20 protein-coding genes and 1 pseudogene are annotated in these 26054 nt (G+C 32.2%); 13 read left to right on the plus strand and 8 right to left on the minus strand.

What is annotated here, in order from left to right:
* Window positions 1–510: 510 nt before the first annotated feature.
* Window positions 511–1410 carry a YegS/Rv2252/BmrU family lipid kinase gene (locus AABM59_RS03265; protein WP_338407545.1) on the minus strand — a complete coding sequence of 300 codons (900 nt, stop codon included), beginning with the start codon at window positions 1408–1410 and terminating at the stop codon, window positions 511–513.
* Between the two features lie 173 nt (window positions 1411–1583).
* The gene (locus AABM59_RS03270; protein WP_338407546.1) at window positions 1584–3518 is read right to left on the minus strand and encodes a sulfatase-like hydrolase/transferase; all 1935 of its coding nucleotides are present in this window, start codon (window positions 3516–3518) and stop codon (window positions 1584–1586) included.
* A gap of 178 nt (window positions 3519–3696) precedes the next feature.
* On the opposite strand from AABM59_RS03270, the gene AABM59_RS03275 reads away from it, so the two are divergent.
* The 7 genes from AABM59_RS03275 to AABM59_RS03305 all read left to right on the plus strand — a co-directional run bounded on the left by AABM59_RS03275 (window position 3697) and on the right by AABM59_RS03305 (window position 15088).
* Entirely contained in the window at window positions 3697–5469 is a 1773-nt protein-coding gene (locus AABM59_RS03275; RefSeq protein WP_338407547.1) for an AMP-binding protein, read from the plus strand.
* Between the two features lie 49 nt (window positions 5470–5518).
* Complete coding sequence (locus tag AABM59_RS03280) at window positions 5519–6574, plus strand: proline iminopeptidase-family hydrolase (protein ID WP_338407548.1); 1056 nt, start codon at window positions 5519–5521, stop codon at window positions 6572–6574.
* Between the two features lie 452 nt (window positions 6575–7026).
* Window positions 7027–7458, plus strand: a complete 432-nt coding sequence (locus AABM59_RS03285; protein WP_338407549.1) for a MarR family transcriptional regulator — start codon at window positions 7027–7029, stop codon at window positions 7456–7458.
* 45 nt (window positions 7459–7503) lie between these two features.
* Window positions 7504–9894 (plus strand): 3-hydroxyacyl-CoA dehydrogenase/enoyl-CoA hydratase family protein, encoded by a 2391-nt coding sequence (locus AABM59_RS03290; protein ID WP_338407550.1) that lies wholly within the window; start codon window positions 7504–7506, stop codon window positions 9892–9894.
* A gap of 99 nt (window positions 9895–9993) precedes the next feature.
* Window positions 9994–11175, plus strand: coding sequence for an acetyl-CoA C-acyltransferase (locus AABM59_RS03295; protein ID WP_338407551.1), 1182 nt, complete (start codon window positions 9994–9996; stop codon window positions 11173–11175).
* Between the two features lie 21 nt (window positions 11176–11196).
* Entirely contained in the window at window positions 11197–12987 is a 1791-nt protein-coding gene (locus AABM59_RS03300; RefSeq protein ID WP_338407552.1) for an acyl-CoA dehydrogenase family protein, read from the plus strand.
* A gap of 229 nt (window positions 12988–13216) precedes the next feature.
* Window positions 13217–15088, plus strand: coding sequence for a mechanosensitive ion channel domain-containing protein (locus tag AABM59_RS03305; RefSeq protein WP_338407553.1), 1872 nt, complete (start codon window positions 13217–13219; stop codon window positions 15086–15088).
* 37 nt (window positions 15089–15125) lie between these two features.
* On the opposite strand, the gene AABM59_RS03310 is transcribed toward AABM59_RS03305, so the two are convergent.
* Window positions 15126–16394, minus strand: a complete 1269-nt coding sequence (locus tag AABM59_RS03310) for a BamA/TamA family outer membrane protein (RefSeq protein WP_338407554.1) — start codon at window positions 16392–16394, stop codon at window positions 15126–15128.
* A 172-nt stretch (window positions 16395–16566) separates the two neighbouring features.
* On the opposite strand from AABM59_RS03310, the gene AABM59_RS03315 reads away from it, so the two are divergent.
* Together AABM59_RS03315 and AABM59_RS03320 are read left to right on the plus strand one after the other, a co-directional pair.
* A complete protein-coding gene (locus tag AABM59_RS03315; RefSeq protein WP_338407555.1) occupies window positions 16567–17094 on the plus strand; it encodes a superoxide dismutase family protein in 528 nt (175 codons plus the stop codon).
* A gap of 53 nt (window positions 17095–17147) precedes the next feature.
* The gene (locus AABM59_RS03320; RefSeq protein ID WP_338407556.1) at window positions 17148–18350 is read left to right on the plus strand and encodes an LETM1-related biofilm-associated protein; all 1203 of its coding nucleotides are present in this window, start codon (window positions 17148–17150) and stop codon (window positions 18348–18350) included.
* A 9-nt stretch (window positions 18351–18359) separates the two neighbouring features.
* On the opposite strand, the gene can is transcribed toward AABM59_RS03320, so the two are convergent.
* Window positions 18360–19001 (minus strand): carbonate dehydratase, encoded by a 642-nt coding sequence (gene can / locus AABM59_RS03325; protein WP_338407557.1) that lies wholly within the window; start codon window positions 18999–19001, stop codon window positions 18360–18362.
* 238 nt (window positions 19002–19239) lie between these two features.
* On the opposite strand from can, the gene AABM59_RS03330 reads away from it, so the two are divergent.
* Window positions 19240–20181, plus strand: a complete 942-nt coding sequence (locus AABM59_RS03330) for a LysR substrate-binding domain-containing protein (RefSeq protein ID WP_338407558.1) — start codon at window positions 19240–19242, stop codon at window positions 20179–20181.
* Between the two features lie 5 nt (window positions 20182–20186).
* Here the strand turns inward: AABM59_RS03330 and AABM59_RS03335 are convergent, their stop codons facing one another.
* Both AABM59_RS03335 and mnmD read right to left on the minus strand, forming a co-directional pair.
* Window positions 20187–20411, minus strand: coding sequence for a hypothetical protein (locus AABM59_RS03335; RefSeq protein WP_338407559.1), 225 nt, complete (start codon window positions 20409–20411; stop codon window positions 20187–20189).
* 110 nt (window positions 20412–20521) lie between these two features.
* A complete protein-coding gene (gene mnmD, locus AABM59_RS03340; RefSeq protein WP_338407560.1) occupies window positions 20522–21184 on the minus strand; it encodes a tRNA (5-methylaminomethyl-2-thiouridine)(34)-methyltransferase MnmD in 663 nt (220 codons plus the stop codon).
* 296 nt (window positions 21185–21480) lie between these two features.
* Between mnmD and AABM59_RS03345 the strand changes: the two genes are divergently transcribed.
* Window positions 21481–22548: a branched-chain amino acid aminotransferase gene (locus AABM59_RS03345; RefSeq protein ID WP_338407561.1), complete on the plus strand. Its 1068-nt coding sequence runs from the start codon at window positions 21481–21483 to the stop codon at window positions 22546–22548.
* Between the two features lie 243 nt (window positions 22549–22791).
* On the opposite strand, the gene AABM59_RS03350 is transcribed toward AABM59_RS03345, so the two are convergent.
* The gene (locus AABM59_RS03350) at window positions 22792–23175 is read right to left on the minus strand and encodes a nucleoside triphosphate pyrophosphohydrolase family protein (protein ID WP_338407562.1); all 384 of its coding nucleotides are present in this window, start codon (window positions 23173–23175) and stop codon (window positions 22792–22794) included.
* An 80-nt stretch (window positions 23176–23255) separates the two neighbouring features.
* On the opposite strand from AABM59_RS03350, the gene AABM59_RS03355 reads away from it, so the two are divergent.
* Window positions 23256–23444: a hypothetical protein gene (locus tag AABM59_RS03355; RefSeq protein WP_338407563.1), complete on the plus strand. Its 189-nt coding sequence runs from the start codon at window positions 23256–23258 to the stop codon at window positions 23442–23444.
* Window positions 23445–23513: 69 nt separating this feature from the next.
* Here the strand turns inward: AABM59_RS03355 and AABM59_RS03360 are convergent, their stop codons facing one another.
* Window positions 23514–25517 carry a dihydrofolate reductase gene (locus AABM59_RS03360; protein WP_338407564.1) on the minus strand — a complete coding sequence of 668 codons (2004 nt, stop codon included), beginning with the start codon at window positions 25515–25517 and terminating at the stop codon, window positions 23514–23516.
* Between the two features lie 327 nt (window positions 25518–25844).
* Here AABM59_RS03360 and AABM59_RS03365 point away from each other — a divergent pair.
* A pseudogene (locus AABM59_RS03365) lies at window positions 25845–26054 on the plus strand (transcriptional regulator); the annotation flags it as partial.

Raw genomic sequence — 26054 nt, forward strand, 5'->3', positions numbered from 1 at the left:
GATGAAGTTTCGCCTTGGCACGAAGCCTTTGTGAATGCTAGGAAGTGGATAGACAAGATTTAAAAATAGAAAGCAAAAAACATCCTAATCATAAACGTCTTCTGTTTTTTTTATATATTCGTGAATCAAAAAAGCTATATATCTAAATTTCAAAAATCTTTTTTTTTACTCTAATTTTGTGTAAAACACAATCATTTTCCGAAATAAAAGTCATTAAAATTACGGCAAAAAACCAAGACCATTATATCTCTACAAAAATTAAATATTCAATTGCAGGCACTCATCAATACGAAAACATATCAGAACCTATAGTTACATTAAATACAGATGGAACAGGGGTTTTTCAGAATAAAGATTGACATATGAACCTTAAAAATTTTATTTATCAAACACGCTAGTATCACTGATGAGTAGAATTCCTGTTTTATAGGAGTACAAACCTAAATAATAGATGATTCGCTTTTTAATAGGCTCGAAAGTGAAGAAATTATTAATGGGTCTAAACCGAAATTAATATACAAGTAATGAAATGGAAGAATTTAAAACTGAAACACTTAAATTTCCTGATCCTAAATATTCTCCATCTGCTTCAGACACTGCTATTCCTTTTACAACCTTAATTTCTATGTTTTTAGTTTCGAAATAAATAGCTTCCGGATGACTTATTTTTTTTCCGGATTTTAAATTTTTCAAATTCATTATGTAGTCTAACAAACTTACTTTTCCGAGGAGAGTGACATTTAATTTTCCGTCATTAATTTGAGCAAAAGGATTAATTGTAAGTCCGTTCCCAAAAATCGTTCCATTACAAATTGCCACCATTAGTATGGGTCCTTCGAAATTGAAATCGGGAGTTTCTATCTTTAAAAAAGGTTTTCTAAATCCAATAAAGGCACGTAATATCGCTAATCCGTAGGATGCTTTTCTTCCAGAAAATTGTCGTTGTTTATCTAAAATTTGCACCACTTTCCCTCCAAAACCAATATCTGCAATATTTATAAAATAAGATATTCCAATGGAAGATTCGATTTTTGCAACATCAACTAATTTTGTTGTGTTTGCAAGTAAAGCCTCAATAAAAGAGTCCTGGTTTAGCAAAAAATTAGTTCCCCGAAGGAAATCATTTCCAGTACCATTTGCTAAGATTGCTAAAGTAACAGCACTGTTTTTGCTTTCGATTATTCCGTTTACCACTTCATTTACAGTTCCATCACCTCCAACGGCTATGACAACATCAAATAAATTCAAACAGGCATCTCTAGCGAATAAAATAGCTTCTTTTGGACCTTTAGTAATAAAAGAATGAGATTCAATATTGCTTTGGTTTTCGCATCTGGTAATGGTTTGATTTACCTGATACGAAAGTTTCCGCGCGCCATTGATAATAAATGCAATTTTTTTCGCCATCATTCAAATATATAAAAATTTATTAATAAAAAATAGGCTTCTCGTCGAGACAAAAATCATATCTTAAAATTTTTATTTAAATGAAGTTTAACTAACTATTGGAACAAAAAAAAATTCTTCAGATTTAAAATCATTAAAGGAATTTTATTAGCAATCCGGTCAAAAATAGTTGGCGATTATTTTTTATAATACATTTTTTTATCCATAACCCGATCCATATAATCTTGAATAAACGCTTTGCAACTCAATTCGATATCATCCATTTCTGGATTTCTGTTTTTTATCAAATTGTATTTTAATGCTTTATCATTTTTATCGTAAAACCCAAAAACCTTAGTTCCATCAAAAGTACAAATGTAATTTCCTCGCATAAACTGGTATATACTTCCAGTTGAATTAATGACAAATGGCTCACTAGATTTCTTGTCAAAGAGGCTTCTGCCCCAACTTCTGAAAGGTTTTTTGTATCCTATCATATCCAAAATCGTTGGGTAAATATCAATTTGTTGCGCAAAATCATCGTCAACCCCTACATATTTGCTGTTGGGTTTATAAATAATGATGGGAACTGCGTAACGGTTTATTGGTTTTTGATATTCATCATAATAAATTTGGTTGCAATGATCAGCTACCAAAACAAAAATTGTATTGGAAAACCAAGGCTGTTTTTTGGCTTCTGTAAAAAATTGTTTCAAGGCAAAATCAGTATATTCGGCACATTTATGAATTGGAACTCCGCCTTCAAGAAAACGATGTTTGTACTTTTCAGGGATATTATAGGGTTCGTGTGAAGAAACTGTGAAGACTGTGGCAAAAAAAGGGGTTTTCTTTTTGTCTAATGTATTTTTCATAAATTGAAGAAAAGGTTCGTCCCAAATTCCCCAAAAACCATCAAACTGTGAATCGTCATTAAACTCTGTTCTTCCATAATAATTTTGGATACCAAGAATGTTCCCGAATCCTAAAAAACCCATCGAACCATTTGCCGCACCATGGAAAAAAGAGGTGTCATATCCATCACTTATCAAGGTAGAAACCAGCGATTCAATCTTCTGTTTTGGGAAAGGTGAAGACGTAAAAGCATCTTTAAAAGATGGAATTCCTGCTAAAACAGATGACATTCCGTGTATGGATTGTCGGCCATTTGCGTAGGCATTGGTATAAATCATACTGTGTTGCGACAACGAATCTAGAAACGGAGCATGGCTTTTATAATTTGGAATAGAAGCCTTTTTGTTGAACGCGCCAATGTATTCACGTCCATAACTTTCGAGAATCATAACAACCACATTAGGTTTTGTTTTGGGATTATTATGATATTGTTTTATTGGTTGTACTTTTTCTAAAATTAATTTTTCATTGACTCCTGTATAGTTTGTTTTATGAAAACCATTAGTAAACAGTGTTCTAAAAATAGCAAAAGGGGTGTTGAGCACAATGTCAGAATGAACTATATTTTTGACATGACGACTTGCATCCAGTATATTTATAGGCCGAGTAGATTTATTAAAATCTCCTCCACGAATGCCGCCAATTGTAAACAAAACTATTATCAAAAATCCAACTGTCGAAAATCCAAAATAAGGCAGTTTCTTAGTTGGACTCGAAAATTTGACATCAACTTGTTTGTATAAATAAATCCAAAGCATTGAAAATAAAAGAAACAAAGCGATTACGTGCCAATAATCGAATATAAAACTAAGAAACAAAACCTTTTTGTTAGTTTCATGTTTTACAACCTCAAGTGCTACAATTGTAGTTCGCGCAAAAGTGTATTTGTAATATATAAAATCGATAAAATTCATGGCATAAGCCAACAAGTTTGTAATAAAATAGAGGTATAAAAGAAATTTTTGATATCCGGAATTTGTATTCTTTAAAAAGGGCAATATCGACAACAGGATAAAAAGAAGATTTACATATAAAATTGCTGTAGTGTCAAAAGCCAAGCCATAATAGCATAGAGAAATAAAATCAGAAACAGATTCAACTCGCAACAAATCAGCGTTATAAAAATAAAAAAGGATTCGCGCAATGAAATAAAAAACATACGCCAATAATAATCTATAAAACAAGACTTTATATTCATTAAGTCGTAAGTGATAGTACATCTTATAAAAATTAATTAAACTCAGCAAAGGTATTACAATTAATTTAATCCAAATTGTTAAAAAAAAAAAATGAAAAAATAGTAGAACTTCAAAATCTATTGCATAAAAATATTTAAAAGCATAAAAATTGCTCGATAAATAATTATTACTTAATTTGCGATAAATTAACCCCCTACAAATGACAGAAATTACCAGATTATTTGATTTTCCATATTTTCAATTAGAGCATTATAATATTCCAGACGCATTAGTTACTAAGTATAATGGGGAGTGGGTGAAAACATCAACCGAAGAATATATTGCAAAAGCAAATGCTGTTTCGAGAGCTTTATTACGAATGGGAATTAAAAAAGATGATAAAATCGCCCTGATTTCGACTAATAATAGAACCGAATGGAATATTATGGATATTGGGGTTTTGCAAACTGGAGCTCAAACTGTTCCAATTTATCCAACGATATCTGAAAATGATTACGAATACATATTGAATCATTCTGGTGCTATTTACTGTTTTGTGTCGGATGAAGAAGTATTAAAAAAGGTAAATTTAATAAAGCAAAATGTCCCCAACTTAAAAGATGTTTATTCTTTTAACGAAATTGAAGGGTGTGAAAATTGGGCCGAATTACTTGTTCTTGGAGAAGATCAAAGCAATCAAAATCTTGTCGAAGAAAGGAAAGAAAACGTCAAATCCGAAGACATGGCCACCATAATATATACTTCTGGAACTACTGGAAAACCAAAAGGAGTCATGCTTTCACATAAAAACATAGTATCCAATGTCTTGGATAGCGCCTCAAGAATTCCTTTTGAAAAGGGAAAAAGTAGAGCGATGAGTTTCTTGCCTGTTTGCCATATATTCGAAAGAATGATTTTGTATCTATACCAATATTATGGTGTTTCGATTTATTTTGGAGAATCAATAGATAAAATAAGTGATAATGTAAATGAGGTTAAACCAAATGTAATGTCAGTTGTACCAAGGCTTATTGAAAAAGTATATGACAAGATCTATTCAAAAGGTTTGCAACTAACTGGAATTAAAAGAAGATTATTCTTTTGGGCCGTCGATTTAGGATTAAGATTCGAACCTTACGGAGCCAATGGTGTTTGGTATGAAACCCAATTAAAAATCGCTAGAAAACTCATCTTCAGCAAATGGAAATTAGGCTTGGGAGGAAATTTAGATTTAATGATTACAGGAAGTGCTGCTTTACAACCAAGACTCGCCAGAGTTTTCGCCGCTGCTGAAATTCCAGTAATGGAAGGCTATGGTTTAACCGAAACTTCACCCGTAATTTCTGTAAATGATATTAGAAACCGTGGTTTCAAAGTAGGAACTGTTGGAAAAATTATTGATGACGTAGAAGTGAAAATTGCCGAAGATGGCGAAATTCTTTGTAAAGGTCCAAATGTTATGATGGGTTATTACAAAGACGAAGCGTTGACTAAAGAAGTGATTGTTGATGGTTATTTTTACACAGGAGATATTGGCGAAATAGATAGCGATGGTTTTCTAAAAATTACTGATCGAAAGAAAGAAATGTTCAAGACCTCAGGAGGAAAATATATTTCACCTCAATTACTCGAAAATGCAATGAAACAATCTCGTTTCATTGAGCAAATAATGGTTATTGGTGACGGTCAAAAAATGCCCGCAGCTATCATTCAACCCAATTTTGAATTTGTTAAAGAATGGGAAAAAATCCACGGAATTAGTGTTGGTAAAACCAACGAAGAAATCATTAATAATCCAAAAGTAATTGAGCGTATACAAGAAGAAATCGATCTATTGAATGGAAAATTTGGAAATTGGGAAAAAATCAAGCGTTTTGAACTAACTCCAGATCTCTGGACTGTTGATGGAGGTCACCTTACACCTACTCTAAAACTAAAACGGAAAATAGTTATGGAAAAATATATTGATTTATTCCATAAAATATATGGCTAACACTTTTTATAGCAATTGAAAAATAGAATTTATATTAAAACATAAAATTATGAAAATCAGAAGTTTATTTTTTTTATTCCTTAGTTTATTTTTATTTAACGGTTGCAAAGAAAATCCAAAAGATTTTATAAAAGCAAAATATCTAGACTTCTCAAATCGTGATGACCAATTCACAGGGGGCATAAAAATGATACCAATAACTACTCCTATTGGTAATTTCAAGGTTTGGACAAAAACCGTTGGAAACAATCCAAAAATAAAAGTACTGTTGCTTCATGGTGGACCTGGCTTAACACATGAATGCTTTGAAAGTTTTGATGGTTATTTTCCAAATGAAAGCATTGAATATATTTATTATGATCAATTAGGTTCTTATTATAGTGACCAACCCAATGAAAATACCCTGTGGACAAATGAACGTTTCGTTGAAGAAGTGGAACAAGTCAGAAAAGCATTGAAATTAGACAACACTAATTTTTATTTATTGGGACAATCATGGGGAGGAATTCTGGCGATGGAATATGCTTTGAAATATCAAAAAAACTTGAAAGGTTTGATTATTTCAAATATGATGGCAAGTGCTCCAGAATACAATAAATATGCTCAAGATATTTTAGGTCCAAAAATGGATCCTAAAATCTTGAAACAAATTCTAGATATGGAGAAAAACAATGATTTTTCCAATCCTAAATATGAGGAGTTACTTTTTAAATATTATTACACTGAACATATCCTTAGAAAACCATTGGAAGAATGGCCAGAATCAATCACACGAGCATTCAAACATCTGAACCCAAATGTGTATGTTTATATGCAAGGTCAGAGTGAATTTGGGATTACTGGAGAAGCGACTTTGAAAAATTGGGATGTAAAATCAAAACTTAAAACCCTTACTATTCCAACGCTCTCTATAGGAGCAAAATACGATACCATGGATCCAGAACACATGAAATGGATTTCAGAAGAAGTACAAAACGGACGTTATTTATTTTGCCCCAACGGAAGTCACCTCTCCCAATATGATGATCAAAAAAATTATTTTAAAGGATTGATTAAATTTTTAAAAGATGTAGATGATAACAGTTTCATGAAATCTAAAACTTAAATTTTCATAAATTAAACGTTATCAACATTATAAATAAACTAGATTCAATTAATTAATGCAACTCTCAAGAAAAGAGATAGGTTAAATTTTTAGTTTTAGTGAATGTGGGTGCTGTTGCTAACTTTTTACTAGAATGGTTTTATTATTAACTTTTTATGCGGGTAAAGTTAGCATATCCAAGGTCCAATTTCATAATAAGTGTAGTTTTAGCAGCTTTAGTTAAAACATTCATCGCCTTTACTAATAATAAATTAACAGAATAAAAAAATCTTAAATTTTAAAATTTTGAAGTTCAATTCAACTCCTCAAATTGAGGAGTTTTTTTTTTATATAAAAAATATTTTTAAATTTATTATGCGTGCATAGTATTTTTTGTTATCTTTGAAAACATAACTAAATCGTTGTCGTAAACAACACTATATAAAAAACAATGTAAAATTGATTGCGAAAATATGAAAGACAAAACTATTGACTATATTCTTCGTGCAACTTGGCAAGGTGTTGCAAGAATGTATAATGAAGAAGCTGCAAAATATGGAGCCACTATGGCAACTGGTTTTGCTTTATTAAGTATTGACAAAGACAACGGAACCCCTTCAACAACATTGGGTCCAAAAATGGGAATGGAGGCCACCAGTTTAACCCGAACCCTAAAATCTATGGAAGAAAAAGGATTAATAATCCGAAAAAAAAATCCAGAAGACGGACGAGGAGTTTTAATTTACCTGACCGAAGTTGGAAAAGAAAAAAGAGAGTTGTCAAAATCAACAGTTTTAAAATTTAACGAGGCAGTAAAACATAATGTTTCGACTGAAAAACTTCAACATTTTATGGAAGTTTCAGAAATAATCAATGATTTAATTACAGAAAAAAAAATATTTTAACTAAACGCTTATTGCTTAAAGCATAAAGCCTAAAGCTTTTTATAAATGAAAAGAACTATTAAAAAAGTAGCAGTAATTGGATCTGGGATTATGGGTTCTGGAATTGCTTGTCATTTTGCCAACATTGGACTAGAAGTATTGCTTTTAGACATTGTACCAAGAGAACTTACAGAAGCCGAAACTAAGAAAGGATTGACCCTTGAAAGTAAAATAGTCCGTAACCGTCTGGTCAACGAACATTTTCAAAATGCTTTAAAATCGAAGCCATCTCCTATCTATCACCCGAAATTTGCCAATAGAATCACTACCGGAAATACCACGGACGATTTGGCAAAAATTGCCAATGTTGATTGGATTATTGAGGTTGTTGTTGAACGTTTGGATATCAAAAAAATGGTGTTCGAACAAATAGAAAAATACCGAAAACCAGGAACATTGATTACATCAAACACTTCTGGAATTCCTATTCATTTTATGAGCGAAGGTAGATCTGAAGATTTCCAGAAACACTTTTGTGGAACGCATTTTTTTAACCCTGCACGTTACTTAAAATTATTCGAAATCATTCCTGGACCACAAACCTCAAATGAGGTTTTAGACTTCCTAACTATATATGGAGAAAAATTCTTAGGCAAAACTTCGGTCGTGGCCAAAGATACACCTGCTTTCATTGGAAACAGAATTGGGATTTTTGGAATTCAAAGCTTGTTCCATTTAGTTAAAGAATTAGGATTAACAATTGAAGAAGTTGATAAACTTACTGGACCAGTTATTGGAAGACCAAAATCGGCAACTTTCAGAACTGTAGATGTGGTTGGTTTAGACACTTTAGTACACGTTGCCAACGGAATTTATGAAAATTGCCCAGATGACGAGCAACACGAATTATTCAAATTACCAGATTTCATTAACAAAATGATGGAAAATAATTGGCTCGGAAGTAAAACGGGGCAAGGCTTTTATAAAAAAGAAGGAAGGGATATTCTGTCATTAGACCTGAACACTTTAGAATATCGTGCTGCTAAAAAAGCTTCGTTTGCAACTCTGGAAATGACAAAAACCATAGACAAGCCTATTGATCGCTTCAGGGTTCTGGTAAAAGGGAAAGACAAAGTGGGAGAATTTTACAGACGAAGTTTCGCCGGAATGTTCGCTTATGTTTCTAATAGAATTCCAGAAATTACGGACGAATTATACAAAATCGACGATGCAATGAAAGCAGGTTTCGGTTGGGAAAATGGTCCTTTCGAAATTTGGGATGCCATCGGCGTTGTAAAAGGAATCGAAATGATTAAGGAAGAAGGTTTAATTCCACCAGCTTGGGTTAGTGAGATGTTAGCATCTGGAAGTTCAAGTTTTTATTCGATTAAAGAAGGAGCAACTTATTTCTATAATATTCCAAATAAAACACAAACTAAAGTTCCAGGACAAGATGCTTTTATCATCTTGAACAACATCAGAGAAAGTAAAAAAGTATGGAGCAATAGTGGCGCAATTATACAAGATTTAGGTGATGGAATTTTAAATTTAGAATTTCAATCTAAAATGAATACCATTGGAGGTGACGTTTTACAAGCCATCAACAAAGCTATTGATTTATCCGAAAAAGAATATCAAGGTTTGGTTATTGGAAATCAAGGAGCAAATTTTTCTGTTGGTGCAAATATCGGGATGATATTTATGATGGCAGTCGAACAAGAATATGACGAGCTAAATATGGCTATTAAGATGTTTCAAGATACAATGATGCGAGTACGGTATTCCAGTATTCCAGTAATTGTTGCACCTCACGGAATGACTTTGGGTGGCGGTTGCGAAATGAGTATGCATGCTGATAAAGTGGTTGCTGCTGCTGAAACGTATATTGGATTAGTCGAATTTGGAGTTGGAGTAATTCCAGGTGGTGGTGGATCGAAAGAAATGGCATTAAGAGCTTCGGATTTATTTCGTAAAAACGATGTGGAACTAAATGTTTTACAAGAATATTTCTTAACTGTTGCCATGGCAAAAGTTTCCACTTCAGCTTATGAAGCCTTTGATTTAGGGGTGTTGCAACACGGGAAAGATATTGTCGTAGTCAACAAAGACCGTCAAATTGCCGAAGCAAAAAAACACGCCTTACTAATGGCAGAAGCCGGTTATACCCAACCTATTCACAGAAATGACGTGAAAGTATTGGGAAAACAAGCTTTGGGAATGTTCCTTGTAGGTACTGACCAAATGGAAGCTGGAAAATACATCTCGGAGCACGATAAGAAAATTGCTAACAAACTGGCCTACGTAATGGCTGGTGGAGATTTATCCGAACCAACATTAGTATCCGAACAATATTTATTGGATATAGAAAGAGAAGCTTTTTTATCGCTTTGTACAGAAAGAAAAACATTGGAGAGAATTCAGTTTATGCTAACCAAAGGGAAACCCTTGAGAAATTAGAAAATAGATAAAAGACGGATAGAAGACAGACAAAATCTGTAATACGAAAAGACTATCAATCTATTAACTATTTGTCCATCATCTTAAAAAATAAAAAATATGAAAACAGCCTATATAGTAAAAGCATACAGAACCGCAGTGGGAAAAGCACCAAAAGGTGTATTTAGATTTAAACGTCCTGATGAATTAGCAGCGGAAACCATTCAGTTTATGATGGATGAGTTACCTGATTTTGATAAGAAACGAATTGATGACGTAATGGTAGGTAATGCAATGCCTGAAGCCGAGCAAGGACTGAACGTAGGACGATTAATTTCGCTTATGGGATTAAAAATCGAGGATGTTCCTGGTGTTACAGTAAACAGATATTGTGCCTCAGGATTAGAAACTATCGGGATGGCGACAGCCAAAATCCAATCCGGGATGGCAGATTGCATTATTGCAGGTGGTGCCGAAAGCATGAGTTTCATACCAATGGGTGGCTACAAACCAACTCCAGATTATGCTGTTGCAGCAGCAGGACACGAAGATTACTATTGGGGAATGGGATTGACTGCTGAAGCCGTTGCAAAACAATATAATATTTCGAGAGCAGATCAGGATGAATTTTCTTTTCAGTCACACAATAAAGCATTGAAAGCGCAAGACGAAGGTAAATTTAATAAACAAATTGTTCCAATTACTATCGAGCAAACATTCATTAATGAAAATGGTAAAAAAGAAACCAAATCTTATGTCGTTAATAAAGATGAAGGACCTAGAGCTGGAACTTCGGTACAAGCATTAGGAAATTTGAGGGCGGTTTTTGCTGCTGACGGAAGTGTAACAGCTGGGAATTCTTCACAAATGAGTGATGGTGCAGCTTTCGTTTTAATTATGAGCGAAGAAATGGTTAAAGAATTAAACATCACTCCTATTGCACGTTTGGTGAATTTTGCTTCTGCAGGAGTTGAACCCAGAATTATGGGGATTGGCCCAGTAAAAGCGATTCCAAAAGCTCTAAAACAAGCTGGATTACAATTAAAAGACATTGATTTAATTGAGTTGAACGAAGCATTTGCCTCTCAATCATTAGCTGTAATTCGAGAATTAGATTTGAATCCGGATATCGTTAATGTAAATGGCGGGGCAATTGCTCTTGGACATCCATTAGGTTGTACCGGTGCTAAGTTATCAGTTCAACTATTCGATGAAATGAAACGCCGAGGAAATAAATATGGTATTGTTTCAATGTGTGTAGGAACTGGACAAGGAAGTGCTGGGATTTATGAATTATTATAAATAGAATAAAAAAATATAGTTATGGCTGATAAAACTCGCGGTGGTCAATTCATCGTAAAAGAAACAAAATGCGAAGACATCTTCACGCCCGAAGATTTCAACGAAGAACAAATAATGATGCGTGACTCGGTAAAAGAGTTTGTGGATAAAGAAATTTGGCCAAACAAAAGCCGATTTGAAAATAAAGATTATGCGCTTACTGAAGAAACGATGCGAAAAGCTGGTGATTTAGGTTTTCTAAGTGTAGCAGTTCCTGAAGCATACGGCGGAATGGGGATGGGATTTGTAAATACGGTTTTGGTTTGCGATTATATCTCAGGAGCGACAGGATCTTTCTCAACCGCTTTTGGGGCGCATACTGGAATTGGAACAATGCCAATTACTTTATACGGAACAGAGGAGCAAAAGCAAAAATATGTTCCGAAACTAGCTTCTGGCGAATGGTTTGGAGCATATTGTTTAACAGAACCAGGAGCAGGATCTGATGCTAACTCGGGAAAAACAAAAGCAGTTTTATCAGAAGATGGGACTCATTATAAAATCACGGGACAAAAAATGTGGATTTCAAATGCTGGTTTTTGTTCCTTATTCATTGTTTTTGCAAGAATTGGAGACGATAAAAACATTACTGGATTTATACTAGAAAACACAAAGGACAACGGAATTTCTATGGGTGAAGAAGAACACAAATTGGGAATTCGTGCTTCTTCGACACGTCAAGTTTTCTTTAATGATACCGTTGTGCCAATTGAAAACATGCTTTCTGAAAGAGGAAATGGTTTCAAAATTGCCATGAATGCGTTAAATGTAGGAAGAATAAAATTGGCCGCAGCTTGCTTAGATGCACAACGTAGAACCATTACTCATGCAATAGTATATGCTAACGAAAGAATTCAATTTAACACTCCAATTTCTCAATTTGGAGCCATTCGTTTAAAATTAGCTGAAATGGCCACTTCCTGTTATGCAGGCGAAAGTGCCACTTATAGAGCCTCAAAAGATATTGAAGATAGAATTACGTCTCGAGAATTAGAAGGAACTTCACATCAGGAAGCAGAATTAAAAGGTGTTGAAGAATATGCAATAGAATGTTCTATTCTAAAAGTTGCCGTTTCTGAAGATGTACAAAATTGTGCCGATGAAGGAATACAAATTTTTGGAGGAATGGGATTTTCAGAAGATACTCCAATGGAAAGTGCTTGGCGTGATGCCAGAATTGCACGTATTTACGAAGGAACTAATGAAATAAACAGAATGTTATCAGTAGGAATGTTGATTAAAAAAGCATTTAAAGGACATGTAGATTTGATTGGTCCAGCCACGAAAGTTCAAGAAGAATTAATGGGAATCCCATCTTTCGATACTCCTGATTATTCTGAATTATTTGCCGAAGAAAAGGAAATGATTGTCAAATTAAAAAAAGCATTCCTTATGGTTGCGGGTGGAGCTGTACAAAAATACGGACCCGATTTAGATGCACACCAACAATTGTTAATGGCAGCAGCAGATATATTAATCGAAATTTACATGGCGGAATCTGCCCTTTTGAGAACTGAAAAATTGATCAAAAAAGAAGGGGAAGATAAAGTACAAGAACAAATTGCAATGGCAAAATTGTACTTATACAAAGCGGTTGACGTTGTCACGCAGAAAGGGAAAGAAAGCGTTATTTCTTTTGCCGAAGGTGATGAACAACGAATGATGTTAATGGGATTACGCCGTTTTACAAAATACACCAACATGCCTAATATCATTGGGTTGAGAAATATTATTACCTCTAAATTAGTTGCAGAAAATGAATACTGCTTCTAATGTAAAGATTGTTTTTAACTAATTCAATTTGTTGAAAAAACCGCTACTTTCGTAATGACTGTACGGTTTTTTTTTATTATTTACACACTAATTTTTCAACTATTAAAATCAACTATCTAATAATAATAAAAACAATTCAATAGCCATTTTTAATTACACTTTTTTTTATAACTTTATAAATTAGAATACTGCAAAATAAAATGGTCTGAAAACCAACAATAAATTAGATATGAAAAAAATAATTTTTTTACTATTCGTTACACATTTTATTTTAAGTCCACGCTATATTTTGGCGCAAACTAAAAATTTAAATCAGAATAATGATTCAATAAATACTACTATTCTTAAAAAATACAATAAAAAATTAGTCGAGCTTGAAGTAAATCGAACTACTGATTCAATCGAAAAAGTAAAATTAGAAACTACACTCAATTCTTTAAAAAAAAATGAAAATATTAAAAAACAGAACTTACTGAAGGAATTACAAATATTGAATGAAAAAGAATTAGAACGAATTTCTCAAAAAAAGGAACATATCGATTCATTAAGACGCACCGCGATAGGCTATACAGTGTCAGGTTTTTTTAATGACACTTTGTTTATTGTTTATAATAAGCTGGGGGGATTTACGGCCAAAGAAAGAGCAGAAGCTATCAGAAATCGAATTAAAAAACTAGGAAGTGATTCTACATTTAAACAAAATTCACTAAAAATTAATAAGACAGAAAACAGTACTGATATTGCTTATGGAGAAACCATTATCATGAGTATTACTAAAACTGATGCCTTGTGGCTTAATACTACACCCCATAAATTAGCTAATTTGTACGAGGAAATCATTACAAAAAGTATAATAACGTACAAGGCCGAAACTAGTTTTCCATTATTGGCAAAAGAAATTGGACTTTCATTATTAATAATTTTAATCACCTGGTTATTAATTTTTTACATTAGAAAACTTTTTAAATTGACTTCTGCTAAAATTCTACAGCAAGAAAATAAACTTATTAATGGAATAAAAATAAAAGACTACACCCTGTTTGATTCTAAAAGGCAAGTAAACGTTTTACTCAACTTAAATAAAATTATTAAATGGTTTCTCATTCTTTTAATTATTTATATTGCCTTACCTATACTATTTGGAATTTTTCCATGGACAAAAGGTTTTGCAGCGACTTTATTTGGTTATGTAATTAATCCTTTGAAAAGTATTGGACTTGCTTTTTGGAATTATCTGCCCAACTTAATTACAATAATTGTAATTTTATTTATTTTTAGTTATGTATTGAAAGGAATTCATTTTCTAAAAACAGAAATTGAAAATAACAATTTAAGTTTACCTGGGTTTTATCCTGATTGGGCAAATCCTACCTACCAGATAATGCGTGTATTGGTTTTTGCATTTCTAATAGTAGTCATTTTTCCTTATCTACCGGGAAGTGATTCTCCGGTTTTTCAAGGAGTATCTGTTTTTCTTGGATTTCTTTTCACTTTTGGTTCAGCAGGTTCATTGTCTAATATTGTTGCAGGCTTAGTGCTTACTTATATGAGATTGTTTGTAATTGGAGATAGAGTTAAAATAGGTGACGTTGTGGGCGATGTGATAGAGAAATCAATGCTTGTTACCCGAATTAGAACTATAAAAAACGAAATTATTTCAATCCCTAACTCAACCGTAATGGGAACATATACCATAAATTATAGCAGCGATGCTATAGAAAAAGGTCTAATTATTCATTCTACTATAACCATTGGCTATGATGTACCTTGGTCAGAAATTCATCAAGCTTTATTAGATGCTGCCATAAAAACAGAACTGGTTTTGCAAGAACCTAGACCTTTTGTGTTACAAACCAGCTTAGATGATTTTTATGTTTCGTATGAAATTAATGCCTACATAAAAGAAGTGAAAAAACAGGCAACAATTTATTCAAATCTTCATCAAAATATTCAGGACATTTGCAATGAAAAAGGTATTGAAATCATGTCTCCACACTATTTAGCTGCAAGAGATGGAAATAAAACTACTATTCCTGAAAACTATTTAGATAAAAATTACAAAATTCCGGGTTTTAATTTTGAACAAAATACTAAGCAATAAATAAAGACTTAAATACAAATAATATTCTATAATCTAATTAAAAGCTTTCACCTGCATTTAAATAAAAAGCTTTTGACCGGTTGCCCCAAGCATAATTAAGTACTAAGTTCGTACGGGTTGCTTTGTCGATTAGAATTCGCAAACCAAAACCTACGGCAGGTTGAATGTATTGAAAAAGACGAATATTTCTATCCTTGTCGCTCACACTGGTAAAATTCGCAAATAGTGTCCCGCTAAATAATTGGTTGCAACTAATGGGAAACCGATATTCAGTTTCAAGGTACGTCAAATTATAACCTCGAAATAATCCCTGGGTATACCCTTTCCCACTTCGACTACGCTGATCCCAGCCAATAGCTGGCAAGTTGAGATAAGGAACTTTCCCACTTGTTACAAACTGCCCATATGTCCAAATACTGAATACATGTTGGTCATTAGTTTTACTCAACGGCAAAAAATACCTATACTCAGCAAAAAGTACGGTACTTGCCGCCTGATTTTTATTCAAGGCTGGATTTGTTCTAAAATTGACATTTCCATACCACCCATGATTCGTATTAATTTGATTGTCCCGTGAATCAAATATCATATTGAGACTTACTCCATTTAAATAATAAGCAATATTATTAAATCCATTATTATTGTTATAATTGAAATGATGGGTGTAAATACCATTTGCAATATCAAGTTTCTCGTCGATAATCGAAGAATAACTATCTATATGTATTCCGGCGCCAACATAAAAATCTCTTTTAACCTTCCATGAAATCGTTTGATGGAATTTTAGATAATTGTATTGCATTGGCTCCATAAAAGAGCTAATATCAAAATTTACATTATTTTTATTTCTAGGAATTATATCAGAGCCAAGTCCGTAATTAGCTAGGGAAAATATATAATAACGCCAGTCTCCACTTAAAAATATTTTATTATCTCGAAGCATCACATTATTTTTAAAATTAACAATCAGCTGTTTTTTTTCGGAGTAGTTTATTCCAAGGTTAATGGCTGAATATTTGTCTTTTAAATTCTTTCCCTTAAAAGTATATTGACCCACTGCTCCATACACAAAACCTGTGGCAGGCTGAGAACCAATAAGCGGTATCACTAGAAAAAAACTGTTTTTTAATGGATTAATTACAAGAATAGAATCTCCCTTTTTGAAGACTTCTGGAAACGATTTTATTGGACATTTACTAATAGAATCTTTAGTTTTTTGGGCAATGGCACTGACTTGTATAAACAAAACCCAGATAAGAGTTGTAAAAGCAGTAGTCAAACATTTCTTTTTAAAGACATTTACCATTTTCCCGATTTAAAATTTGGGCTAAATTAACAATTACAAAAACAAAAATTCAAAAAAGTTAAATCAATTATTAAATACCAATTGCATTAAAAAAATAAGTAGATTTTAAGAAAACTTTAATTTGTATGTATTTATTAATGAGTATTTTTATAAAATAATTTAAAATAATACTATGAAAAAAATAATCTTCTCTATCGTACTAATTTTAGCTGCCATCATTGGGTGTAAAACAAAAAGTGATTCAAGTGATTCGAAAAAATTAGATATTGTTTTCGAATCGAAAAGCAACAGTACTGTAACAGGAACTGCTACTTTTGCTGAAAAGAAAGGTAAGGTGACTTTCGTAGCAAATTTATCAGGATTAAAACCCGGAGTTCATGCAATACACATTCATGAAAAATCAGACTGTACGACTTCTGATGGGAGTTCGGCTGGTGGACATTGGAATCCAACCTTCAAAAATCATGGAAAATGGGGAGTTGGTCAATATCACCGAGGAGATATTGGTAATTTTACTGCCGATGAAAAAGGAAATGGAACCATCACCTTAACCACTGACGAATGGTGTATTGGCTGTGAGGATAATACAAAAAATATCCTTGGAAAAGGTCTTATCGTTCATAAAGACACAGATGATTTCACCTCACAGCCTTCAGGAAATGCTGGTGCAAGAGTTGCTTGTTCTGCAATCATCAAGTAAGAAAATATAGAATACTACAAAATAACATGAATTTGTAATTTCAAAAAAATACAATGATTAACCCTTCGGCAAACGGTTGGATAGACAAATTTTTATTGAAGCAAAAAACTTCTACTTATTCCGATGTCATAGATTCAAATTTATTTTACAAAAAAGTTAGGGAAACAGGGTTTATTTACGGACACATAGTTTCTTTTGACACTCCCCTAAAAATCGAAACCAAAGGCTGGCTCGAAAACGAAATTTCAAAATTAGCATTGCTCAACTCATTATATGGTATATATGGGCTGACTACTAAAGAGAAAAACCCTGAAAAATTTATCTTAAAGGCTGTTGCATTCTACAATGAGATGAATCCTGAAGGTTTTAATTTATTCAAAAAAGTACTGCCTAATAGTTCATCTTCTTTAAATTTGGAAAAAATAATCGATAGTAGAGTCCAAACAAATATCGATATTATTAGCAAAAATTTCTCCCACATTGTAACTAATGCATTGCTTTTTATTGATGTTTTGGCTTTTCGCCAATACTTAATTAGCGGTTTAATATCCGAAAAATATCTAAAAAGAATAGAAGAAACCATCGTAAGTATCGTTTCATTGGCTTTGAAAACCAAATCAAACAAATCAAAACACGATGATTTGTTGATAAAACTTTTCGAATCGTCTGTTCGTTACAGCAAATTTTCAAAATCCAATATCCAAAATTTAGAAGAATTAAAGCTAGATTATTTCACTAATGAATTAGAAAAAAAATATTTGATAGACATGGCCGGAATGGCGTTATGGAGTGATGGAATTATCGAAAAAAACGAAGCTTATTTTCTACATAAACTCGCAGAAACAATGAATATTTCGGATGGTTTTGTATCTGAAAGTATAGAAAAAACGAATGAATTTATTATCAACTACAAAAAAGAGATCCCTTATTTTAATTATTCAAATCCCGTAAAGCATTTTTATGAGCAAACCTCTCAGACAGTAATAAAACTAATCGCTCGAAATAAAAACAGATTAGTTAAAGAAATTGTACAAAGCAAGGAATTGATGCTATTATTAGCTTATTCAACCCAAAGAGATTTAGACGATAAAGAAAAGAAAAAAGTGCGAAAACAATTGCTAGACATTTGCAAAACTATTCCTTCGTTAACTATATTCTTACTTCCAGGCGGCGGTTTGTTACTTCCTATTTTAATTAAATTTATCCCAACAATGCTCCCTTCTGCCTTCAATGAAAACCTTGATAACGAAGACTGATAAATTTAATTATTCCGAAAACTTCAATTGATATACTTCGTCTAAATCCTCGTCAGAACTAAAATTCACGTTTAAATCAGTCACAAATCCAGAATTTAATCCATAAACCCAACCATGAAGGGACAATTCTTGTCCATTTCTCCAAGCAGATTGTACAATCGAAGTTTTAGCCAAATCAAAAACTTGTTCTATCACGTTAAACTCAACAAATTTATTGAATCGTTCCGTTTCATTCTCAATAGAGTCCAATCCCTTTTTGTGCAAACGATATATATCTTTAATATGACGAATCCAATTATCAATAATCCCGATAGATTCATTTTTCATTGCTGCTAAAATACCTCCACAACCGTAATGACCACAAACAATAACATGCTTTACCTTCAAAACGTTTACCGCATAATCCAAAACACTCAGCATATTCATATCCGAATGTACCACCATATTGGCAATGTTTCTATGTACGAAAACTTCACCCGACTTTGCGCCAATGATTTCATTTGCAGGAACCCTGCTGTCAGAACAACCTATCCATAGCAATGGCGGAGTTTGACCTTGAGCTAAATTCTTGAAATAATTAGGATCTCTAGATAAAGTAGATTCTACCCATTTTTTGTTATTGTCTAATATTTTTTTGTAGAAATCGTCCATTTTATATTTATTTTTTGAAGCCAATCCAGCTATCCATTGCAAAATTGAATAAAAATTATTATTTTATAATGCTGTAAAAGGAGCTTCTTTTAGTCGCTTTTTTACAGCGATAAAATTAATCATTTTTTTTTCAATCTTTTCATTTCTATCTGGGCTAATTTTGTAAAAAAATAATAGAATTTATATTATAATTAAAAATGATAGTTTTTTATATTTGCATAATAAAATACTATTTTTTATGACAATTACACAACTTCAATATGTTTTGGCTGTTGCCGAACACCGAAATTTTACGCTTGCCGCCGAAAAATGCTTTGTTACCCAACCCACATTGAGTATGCAAATTCAAAAAATAGAAGAAGAACTCAATATCCTGATTTTTGACAGAAGCAAGAAACCCATTCAACTCACTGATATTGGTCAAAAAATAGTTACCCAAGCAAAAAATATTGTCAACGAAGCAGGTAAAATAAAAGACATTGTAGAATATCAAAAAGGATTCATCGGTGGCGAATTTAGATTGGGAATTATCCCAACAGTTATGCCTACCCTTTTACCAATGTTTTTGAATAATTTCATCAAAAAATATCCAAAAGTAAAACTCATCATCGAAGAACTAAATACTAATGAAATTATTCTACATCTAAAAAATGGGCATCTCGATGCAGCAATAGCAGTAACACCTTTAGAAGACGAAAAAATAAAGGAAATTGTTCTCTACTACGAACCATTTGTGGCCTATGATCCTGGCAATTATAATATTTCACATAAAGAGGAAATAGAAATATCTGATTTGAATCTTAGCGAAATTTTGCTCTTGCAGGACGGACATTGTTTCCGAGACGGGATTTTAAATTTATGCAAAAACCAAAATGCTGTTTCCGATAATTTATTTCAACTCCAAAGCGGAAGTTTTGAAACTTTAATAAAATTAGCTGATGAAGGATTGGGAACGACACTTCTACCTTATCTGCACACTTTAGAATTAAAGGAAAAAGACAAATCAAAATTGAGACATTTTAAGGAACCTAAACCGGCTCGAGAAGTGAGTTTGATTTACCCAAAAAGTGAACTAAAAATTCATATAATTGATGCTCTTAGAAATACTATTTCAGGAGTTATAAAGGGCGCAATCACTTTTCAAAATGTTCAAATTATAAGCCCATTACAAAAAAAATAAAAAGTTTATTTATTTTGCAATATTTTTTCATAATTACTATTCACAATGATTAAATATTGTTTTAGCTCAGGTCTTGCTTCAGTGAAGCGTTGTAGCCAGATTCTCAATTGTTCAATTTCGTATGGTAACAGGGCTTTTATTGCTTTTTCTAATTCTTTGCAAAAAAGTATTGGATCAAAACTTACTCTTTCGAGTATAGATTTTGTGTAATCAAACATTAATTTTGACATATCTTATAAGATTTAAAATTAATAAGTTAAGTAAAAACATATTTTATTTTTATAAATAAAATACAATTATAAAAACGCCCTTTTGTGTTTAATATTGCATTTAAAAAAAATTAGATTTTTTTAGCTCTAAACATTTCCCTTTTTCCTGGCGGACCTTGTAGCTTTTCGACCGTGAATCCTACTTCAATCATACTTCTTTTAACTACTCCTTTTGCTGCATAAGTTACTAATATCCCATTATTTTTAAGCGCATTATACATTTTTTGAAAAATAGCCGTACTCCATAATTCTGGTTGGGAATTATAACCGAAAGCATCAAAATAAATTAGGTCAAACTTTTCATAATCATCAATTTCTTCAAAAAATTGTTTTCTTTTAGTGAACGAAAAATTATTTCTCAAAACAAATGGTTCTTCCCAGTTGCATGCGTGCATTTTATCAAAAATTTTTCTTTCAATTTCGGCATTCAACTCTGAAACGTAATTCATTAATAAAACTTCATCTATCGAAACTGGATAGGCTTCAACTCCAACATAATGAATATTTTGATACAATTTTTCGGATTCTAAAAAGGTTATGAAGGCATTCAAGCCTGTACCAAAACCTATTTCTAATATAGAAATCGATTTGTTTTCAAACAAGGAAAGCCCGTTCTTTATAAAAACGTGTTGCGCTTCCTGAATGGCGCCAAATCTAGAATGATAGCATTCATCCCATTCTTTGATATGGATAGTAGTAGATCCATCGCGTGTTTGAATTATTTCTCTTTTCAAAATAGACATTTGAGTTATTATTGTGAAACGCTATATGCAGGCAAATTTAATTAAAAACTAATAATTATAATGCTCAAAAAATCTAATATTTTCATAAATCGCATAAAATAGACTCCCTTTTTTAAAGTGTTTTTATAATTTAAATAAATCGTATTTAAATGCTATAATTAATAGACTTTTGACAAGGATGTTGCCGATTTTTATTTAATTTTGCAAAAACAAAAATTTGATTTCCATCTCCATTTTTTTTAGGAGAAAACCATATTTAAAATATTTTTAAAACATAATAAAAGATTATGAATACAACCCAAACTAACAAAATTGAAATAATAAAAGCCATAACTTCAAAAATTAATGAAGTTGATTTTGATAATTTACATTTTGGTGAAATTTTTACAGATCATTCGTTCGAATGTGATTTTACAAATGGTGAATGGCAAAAACCAATAATCAAACCTTATGCTCCGTTTTTATTAGATCCATCCGCAAAAGTTTTTCATTATGGCCAAGCCATTTTTGAAGGAATGAAGGCATACAAAGATGATAATAACGACTTATGGTTGTTTAGACCCAAAGAAAATTTCAAACGATTCAACAATTCGGCAAAGAGAATGGCCATGGCCGAAGTTCCAGAAGAAATTTTTATGGAAGGTTTAAAACAATTGTTGCGATTGGATGAAACTTGGATAAAAAAAGGAAAAGGAAACACGATGTACATAAGACCGTTTATGATCGCTACAGGAACTGGAGTGATTGCAAATCCGTCGGACGATTATAAGTTTATGATTATTTTATCGCCTGCAAAATCCTATTATTCAGGTGAAGTAAAAGTTTTAATTGCTGAGCATTTCAGTAGAGCTGCAAACGGTGGTATTGGAGCTGCAAAAGCTGCTGGAAATTATGCAGCACAATTTTATCCAACAAATTTAGCTAACAAAGCCGGTTTTCATCAAGTAATTTGGACAGATGATGCAACGCATACAAAACTGGAAGAAGCTGGAACAATGAATGTATTTTTTAGAATAAACGACACTTTATATACTGCTCCTACAAGCGAAAGAATTCTTGATGGCGTGACTAGAAAAAGTCTAATTGACATGGCCAAAAGAGAAAATATAGAAGTAGTAATTCGCCCTGTTCTAGTTTCGGAACTTGTTGAAGGTGCCAAAGACGGAAGTTTGAAAGAAATTTTCGGAGCTGGAACTGCTGCAGTAGTAAATCCAATTACTGGATTTTCTTACCAAGATGTTTATTATGAATTGCCAAAAATCGAAAATTCATTAGCATTACAACTTAAAGATAAATTAACAAACATTCAACATAAACTAGCCGAAGACACTTTTGGCTGGACAGTAAAAATCTAGTTTGCTGGGTTTAGCGTTCGAAAGATAAATTTAAAAAAAAGCGATTTTCAAATTGAAAATCGCTTTTTTTATTGGGGTTTTTCTGGAAGAAATTATTTAATGAATTACCCCGAGGCAGAGCCATCGAGGTATCAAACGGAAGAAAGTAACTTTTTAGTTTTATGAAAACCTTAGGTTTTCAAACTTTCCTCTCCAACCCCGAGGCAGAGCCTCGAGGAATTCAACTGATTAAACAGCCTGATGCTATTTTAAAATTTTAGAAAAATCTGGTTTAAAATAATTGGGTCCTTTCATCACTTTTCCATCTTCGCGATAAATGGGTTTTCCATCTTGACCCAGTTTACTCATGTTGGAGCGTTGAATTTCGTCGAAAACTTCTTCTATTTTATGTTGTAAACCGTGTTCGATAATAGTACCACAAAGAATATACATCATATCACCCAGTGCGTCGGCGATTTCTATTAAATCATTATTCTGAATGGCTTCAAGGTATTCCTCGTTTTCTTCTTTCATCAAATTGTAACGAAGCCTATTCTTAGTTTCCCCCAAATCAGCTCTAGGAGTTTCGCTATGACCAATGACAAATGCCGTATGAAATTCTTTGACTGCGTTGATTTGCTTTTGCATAATTTTATTTGATTAAATGAAGTGGCAAATTAGCAACTTTTACTAAACAAAACCCTAAATTTGTCCAAAAAATTTAAACTATGTTTAGTCAAGGACAATTGTTGTTTGCCGGCTGTTTTTTTATTGCTTTTGTTATCGCAATGATTTATGCCTATCGAAAAGATGCGAAGTTGCATAAAACTTTTTATAAAGGAAATTATAAAATTATAATTGGATTTGCCCTTTTTATCTTGATTTTGTTTTTGATAAAAACATTTTTTAAACGATAGCAATTTTCATTTTTGGAAATAAAAAAAAGAATGCTATAAATACATCCTTTTTTTAAAATCAATTATTTCTTAGTTTTCTAAAGGTAGAAAACCATAATTTTTAGAGTAGTTCAACATTTGTTCAGTAAATGATTTTGGTTGCGTTACTTCTATAGAAATTATGTTTCCTTTTTCGTCTAATTTTGGAACCAAAACAGGATTCACAAAACCACTATAAGGCGCAGATGTAAATTGTTTGTTTCTTTCTAATACTTCGGCGTGTATTTTCTGGTCTACTTTAACACCAAAATCTTCTACCAATGCTTTCCCGGCGACATAATCACCTTCTGATTTTATTCGTTGAATTTCGCGTAATAATTGTCCGAACAAATCGTGAAGTTTGTCATAATCCGTAATGTTGAAATAAGTTTTTCCGTCACGTGTGATTTTTTCGATTACATTGTCAACTTTTCCTTTTTCGAAAACCCAGGCACTCACAAACTGTCGGTTGCGCATATGAGCTTCTTCAATATCTGCTCCTGGTTCTAATCGAATTAATTGCATCATTAATCCATTTCGAATGTATCCATCATAAGATTCCATTCCCATTTTTTTCCAATCGTCAACCAAACCAAGTTCTTGTAATTTTGGATTAAAAACATAGTACAATCCTACTAAATCAGCTCTTCCTTCTTCGAGAGCGGAAGCATAACTTTTTAGAGTTTCTTTTGGCGTTCCCACGCCTGAATTTATTTGTCCCGATGCATGACCAACCACTTCGTGCAAGGCCGTATGCATTTTATCTCCTAATTCAGCATATTTTTCAGCTAAGGCAATTTCTTGGTCATCATTGGCAAATTCCTTCAATCTTCCTTTTCCCCCAGCTTTAGAATACGAATCTAAAATGTTTCCTAACGAAACTGATTTTGAACCATGTTCGGCTCGAATCCAATCGGCATTTGGAAGGTTTACACCAATAGGTGTCGCTGGAGAAGAATCGCCAGATTCACCTGCAACAATAACTGTTTTATAAGAAACACCAACCACATTTTTCTTTTTGTGTTCCGGCATCAAAGGTGAATTATCTTCAAACCATTGTGCGTTTTTAGAAATAACCTCCATTTTTTTCGACATATCAAAATCTTTAATTTGGACCATACTTTCATATGAACCACGATATCCTAACGGATCATTATAAACCTCAATAAAACTGTTGATATAGTCAATATTACCTTCGGTTGCCTGAAGCCAGGCAATATTATAATCATCCCAAGTTTGTAAACTTCCTGTTTTATAGTAGCTTATCAATAATTCTAATGCATCGGCTTGATTTATGTTTTCAGCTACGCTTTTTGCTTTTTCCAGCCAATAGATTATTTTGTCGATAGCCGCTCCATACATACCGCCGCTTTTCCATACTTTTTCTTCTAATTGTCCTCTTGTATTGCGAACTAATTTAGAATTTAAACCATATGAATAAGGTCTTTTTGCATCAGGACTTGCTTTTTTAGCATAGAAATCTTCAGCGGCTGTAACTGATATCCCTTTATCATAAAAATTAATTGCAGAACCTTCTAACAATCCTTTTGATTCATCAAGATTTACTTTTTTTGCATCGACATCATTAAAAATAACATCAGTTATTTCCGGAGACAAAACCGTTTTAGTTTCATTCATCAAAACATTAAAATATTCTTTAGAAAAATCTGGTTTAATTTTAGCTGACGAATAGTGGTGATGAATTCCATTTGCAAACCAAACTCTTTTGAGGTAAATTTCAAAGTTGTTCCAGTCTTCGTTAGTTTTCTCCCCTGAGTAATTATTGTAAATATTCTCGAGCGCTTTTCTAATTTTAAGATTATATTTATAATGCTGATCCCAAATAATATCTCGCCCTGAAGTTCCTGCTTGAGTAAGATAATATACTAGTTTTTGCTCTTTCAGCGATAAATTTTTCCAGCCTGGAATTTGATAACGCAATACTTTTATATCGGCAAATTGCTCTGCAACATATTCAAAAGGGTGATTTTCGATCGTTTTTACTTCAGAAGATTTTATTTGTGCGTTACAAATAAAAGAAAATCCAACTGACATAAAAACACCTGTGATTTTAAGTAATTTCATTATTAAAGATATTTAGTTATTTTATAAATAATATTTTAACAAATATATATATTCTTTAAATATAACACAATAATTAACATTTATTTGGAGCCAAATCAAACAATACAATAGTATTTACGGCGATTAGTGTTTTATTGTTATTTATGTAACTTTTTGATATATTGAGATTTAAATATAAATTAGAATATCTGTAATTCTATGAATCAAAATTAAAAGAGATTTTGATTTATTGCATTAAAGCAAGTTATACATATTAATAAAATTTTTAACTTTACAACAGAAATTAAAACTTTTATTATGAGAATTTTAAAGTACCTATTCCTATTATTATTACTTAGTTTGATAGCATTATTCATTTTTGTAGCAACACAAAAAGGAAATTTCACAGTAGAAAGAAGTAAAATTATCAATTCACCAAAATTATCTGTATTTAATTACGTCAACAATTTTAATAATTGGAAAAATTGGAATTCATTGGCTATAGAAGATTCTCTAATAAACATAACA

This window comes from uncultured Flavobacterium sp. (assembly GCF_963925185.1).
GTDB lineage: Bacteria > Bacteroidota > Bacteroidia > Flavobacteriales > Flavobacteriaceae > Flavobacterium.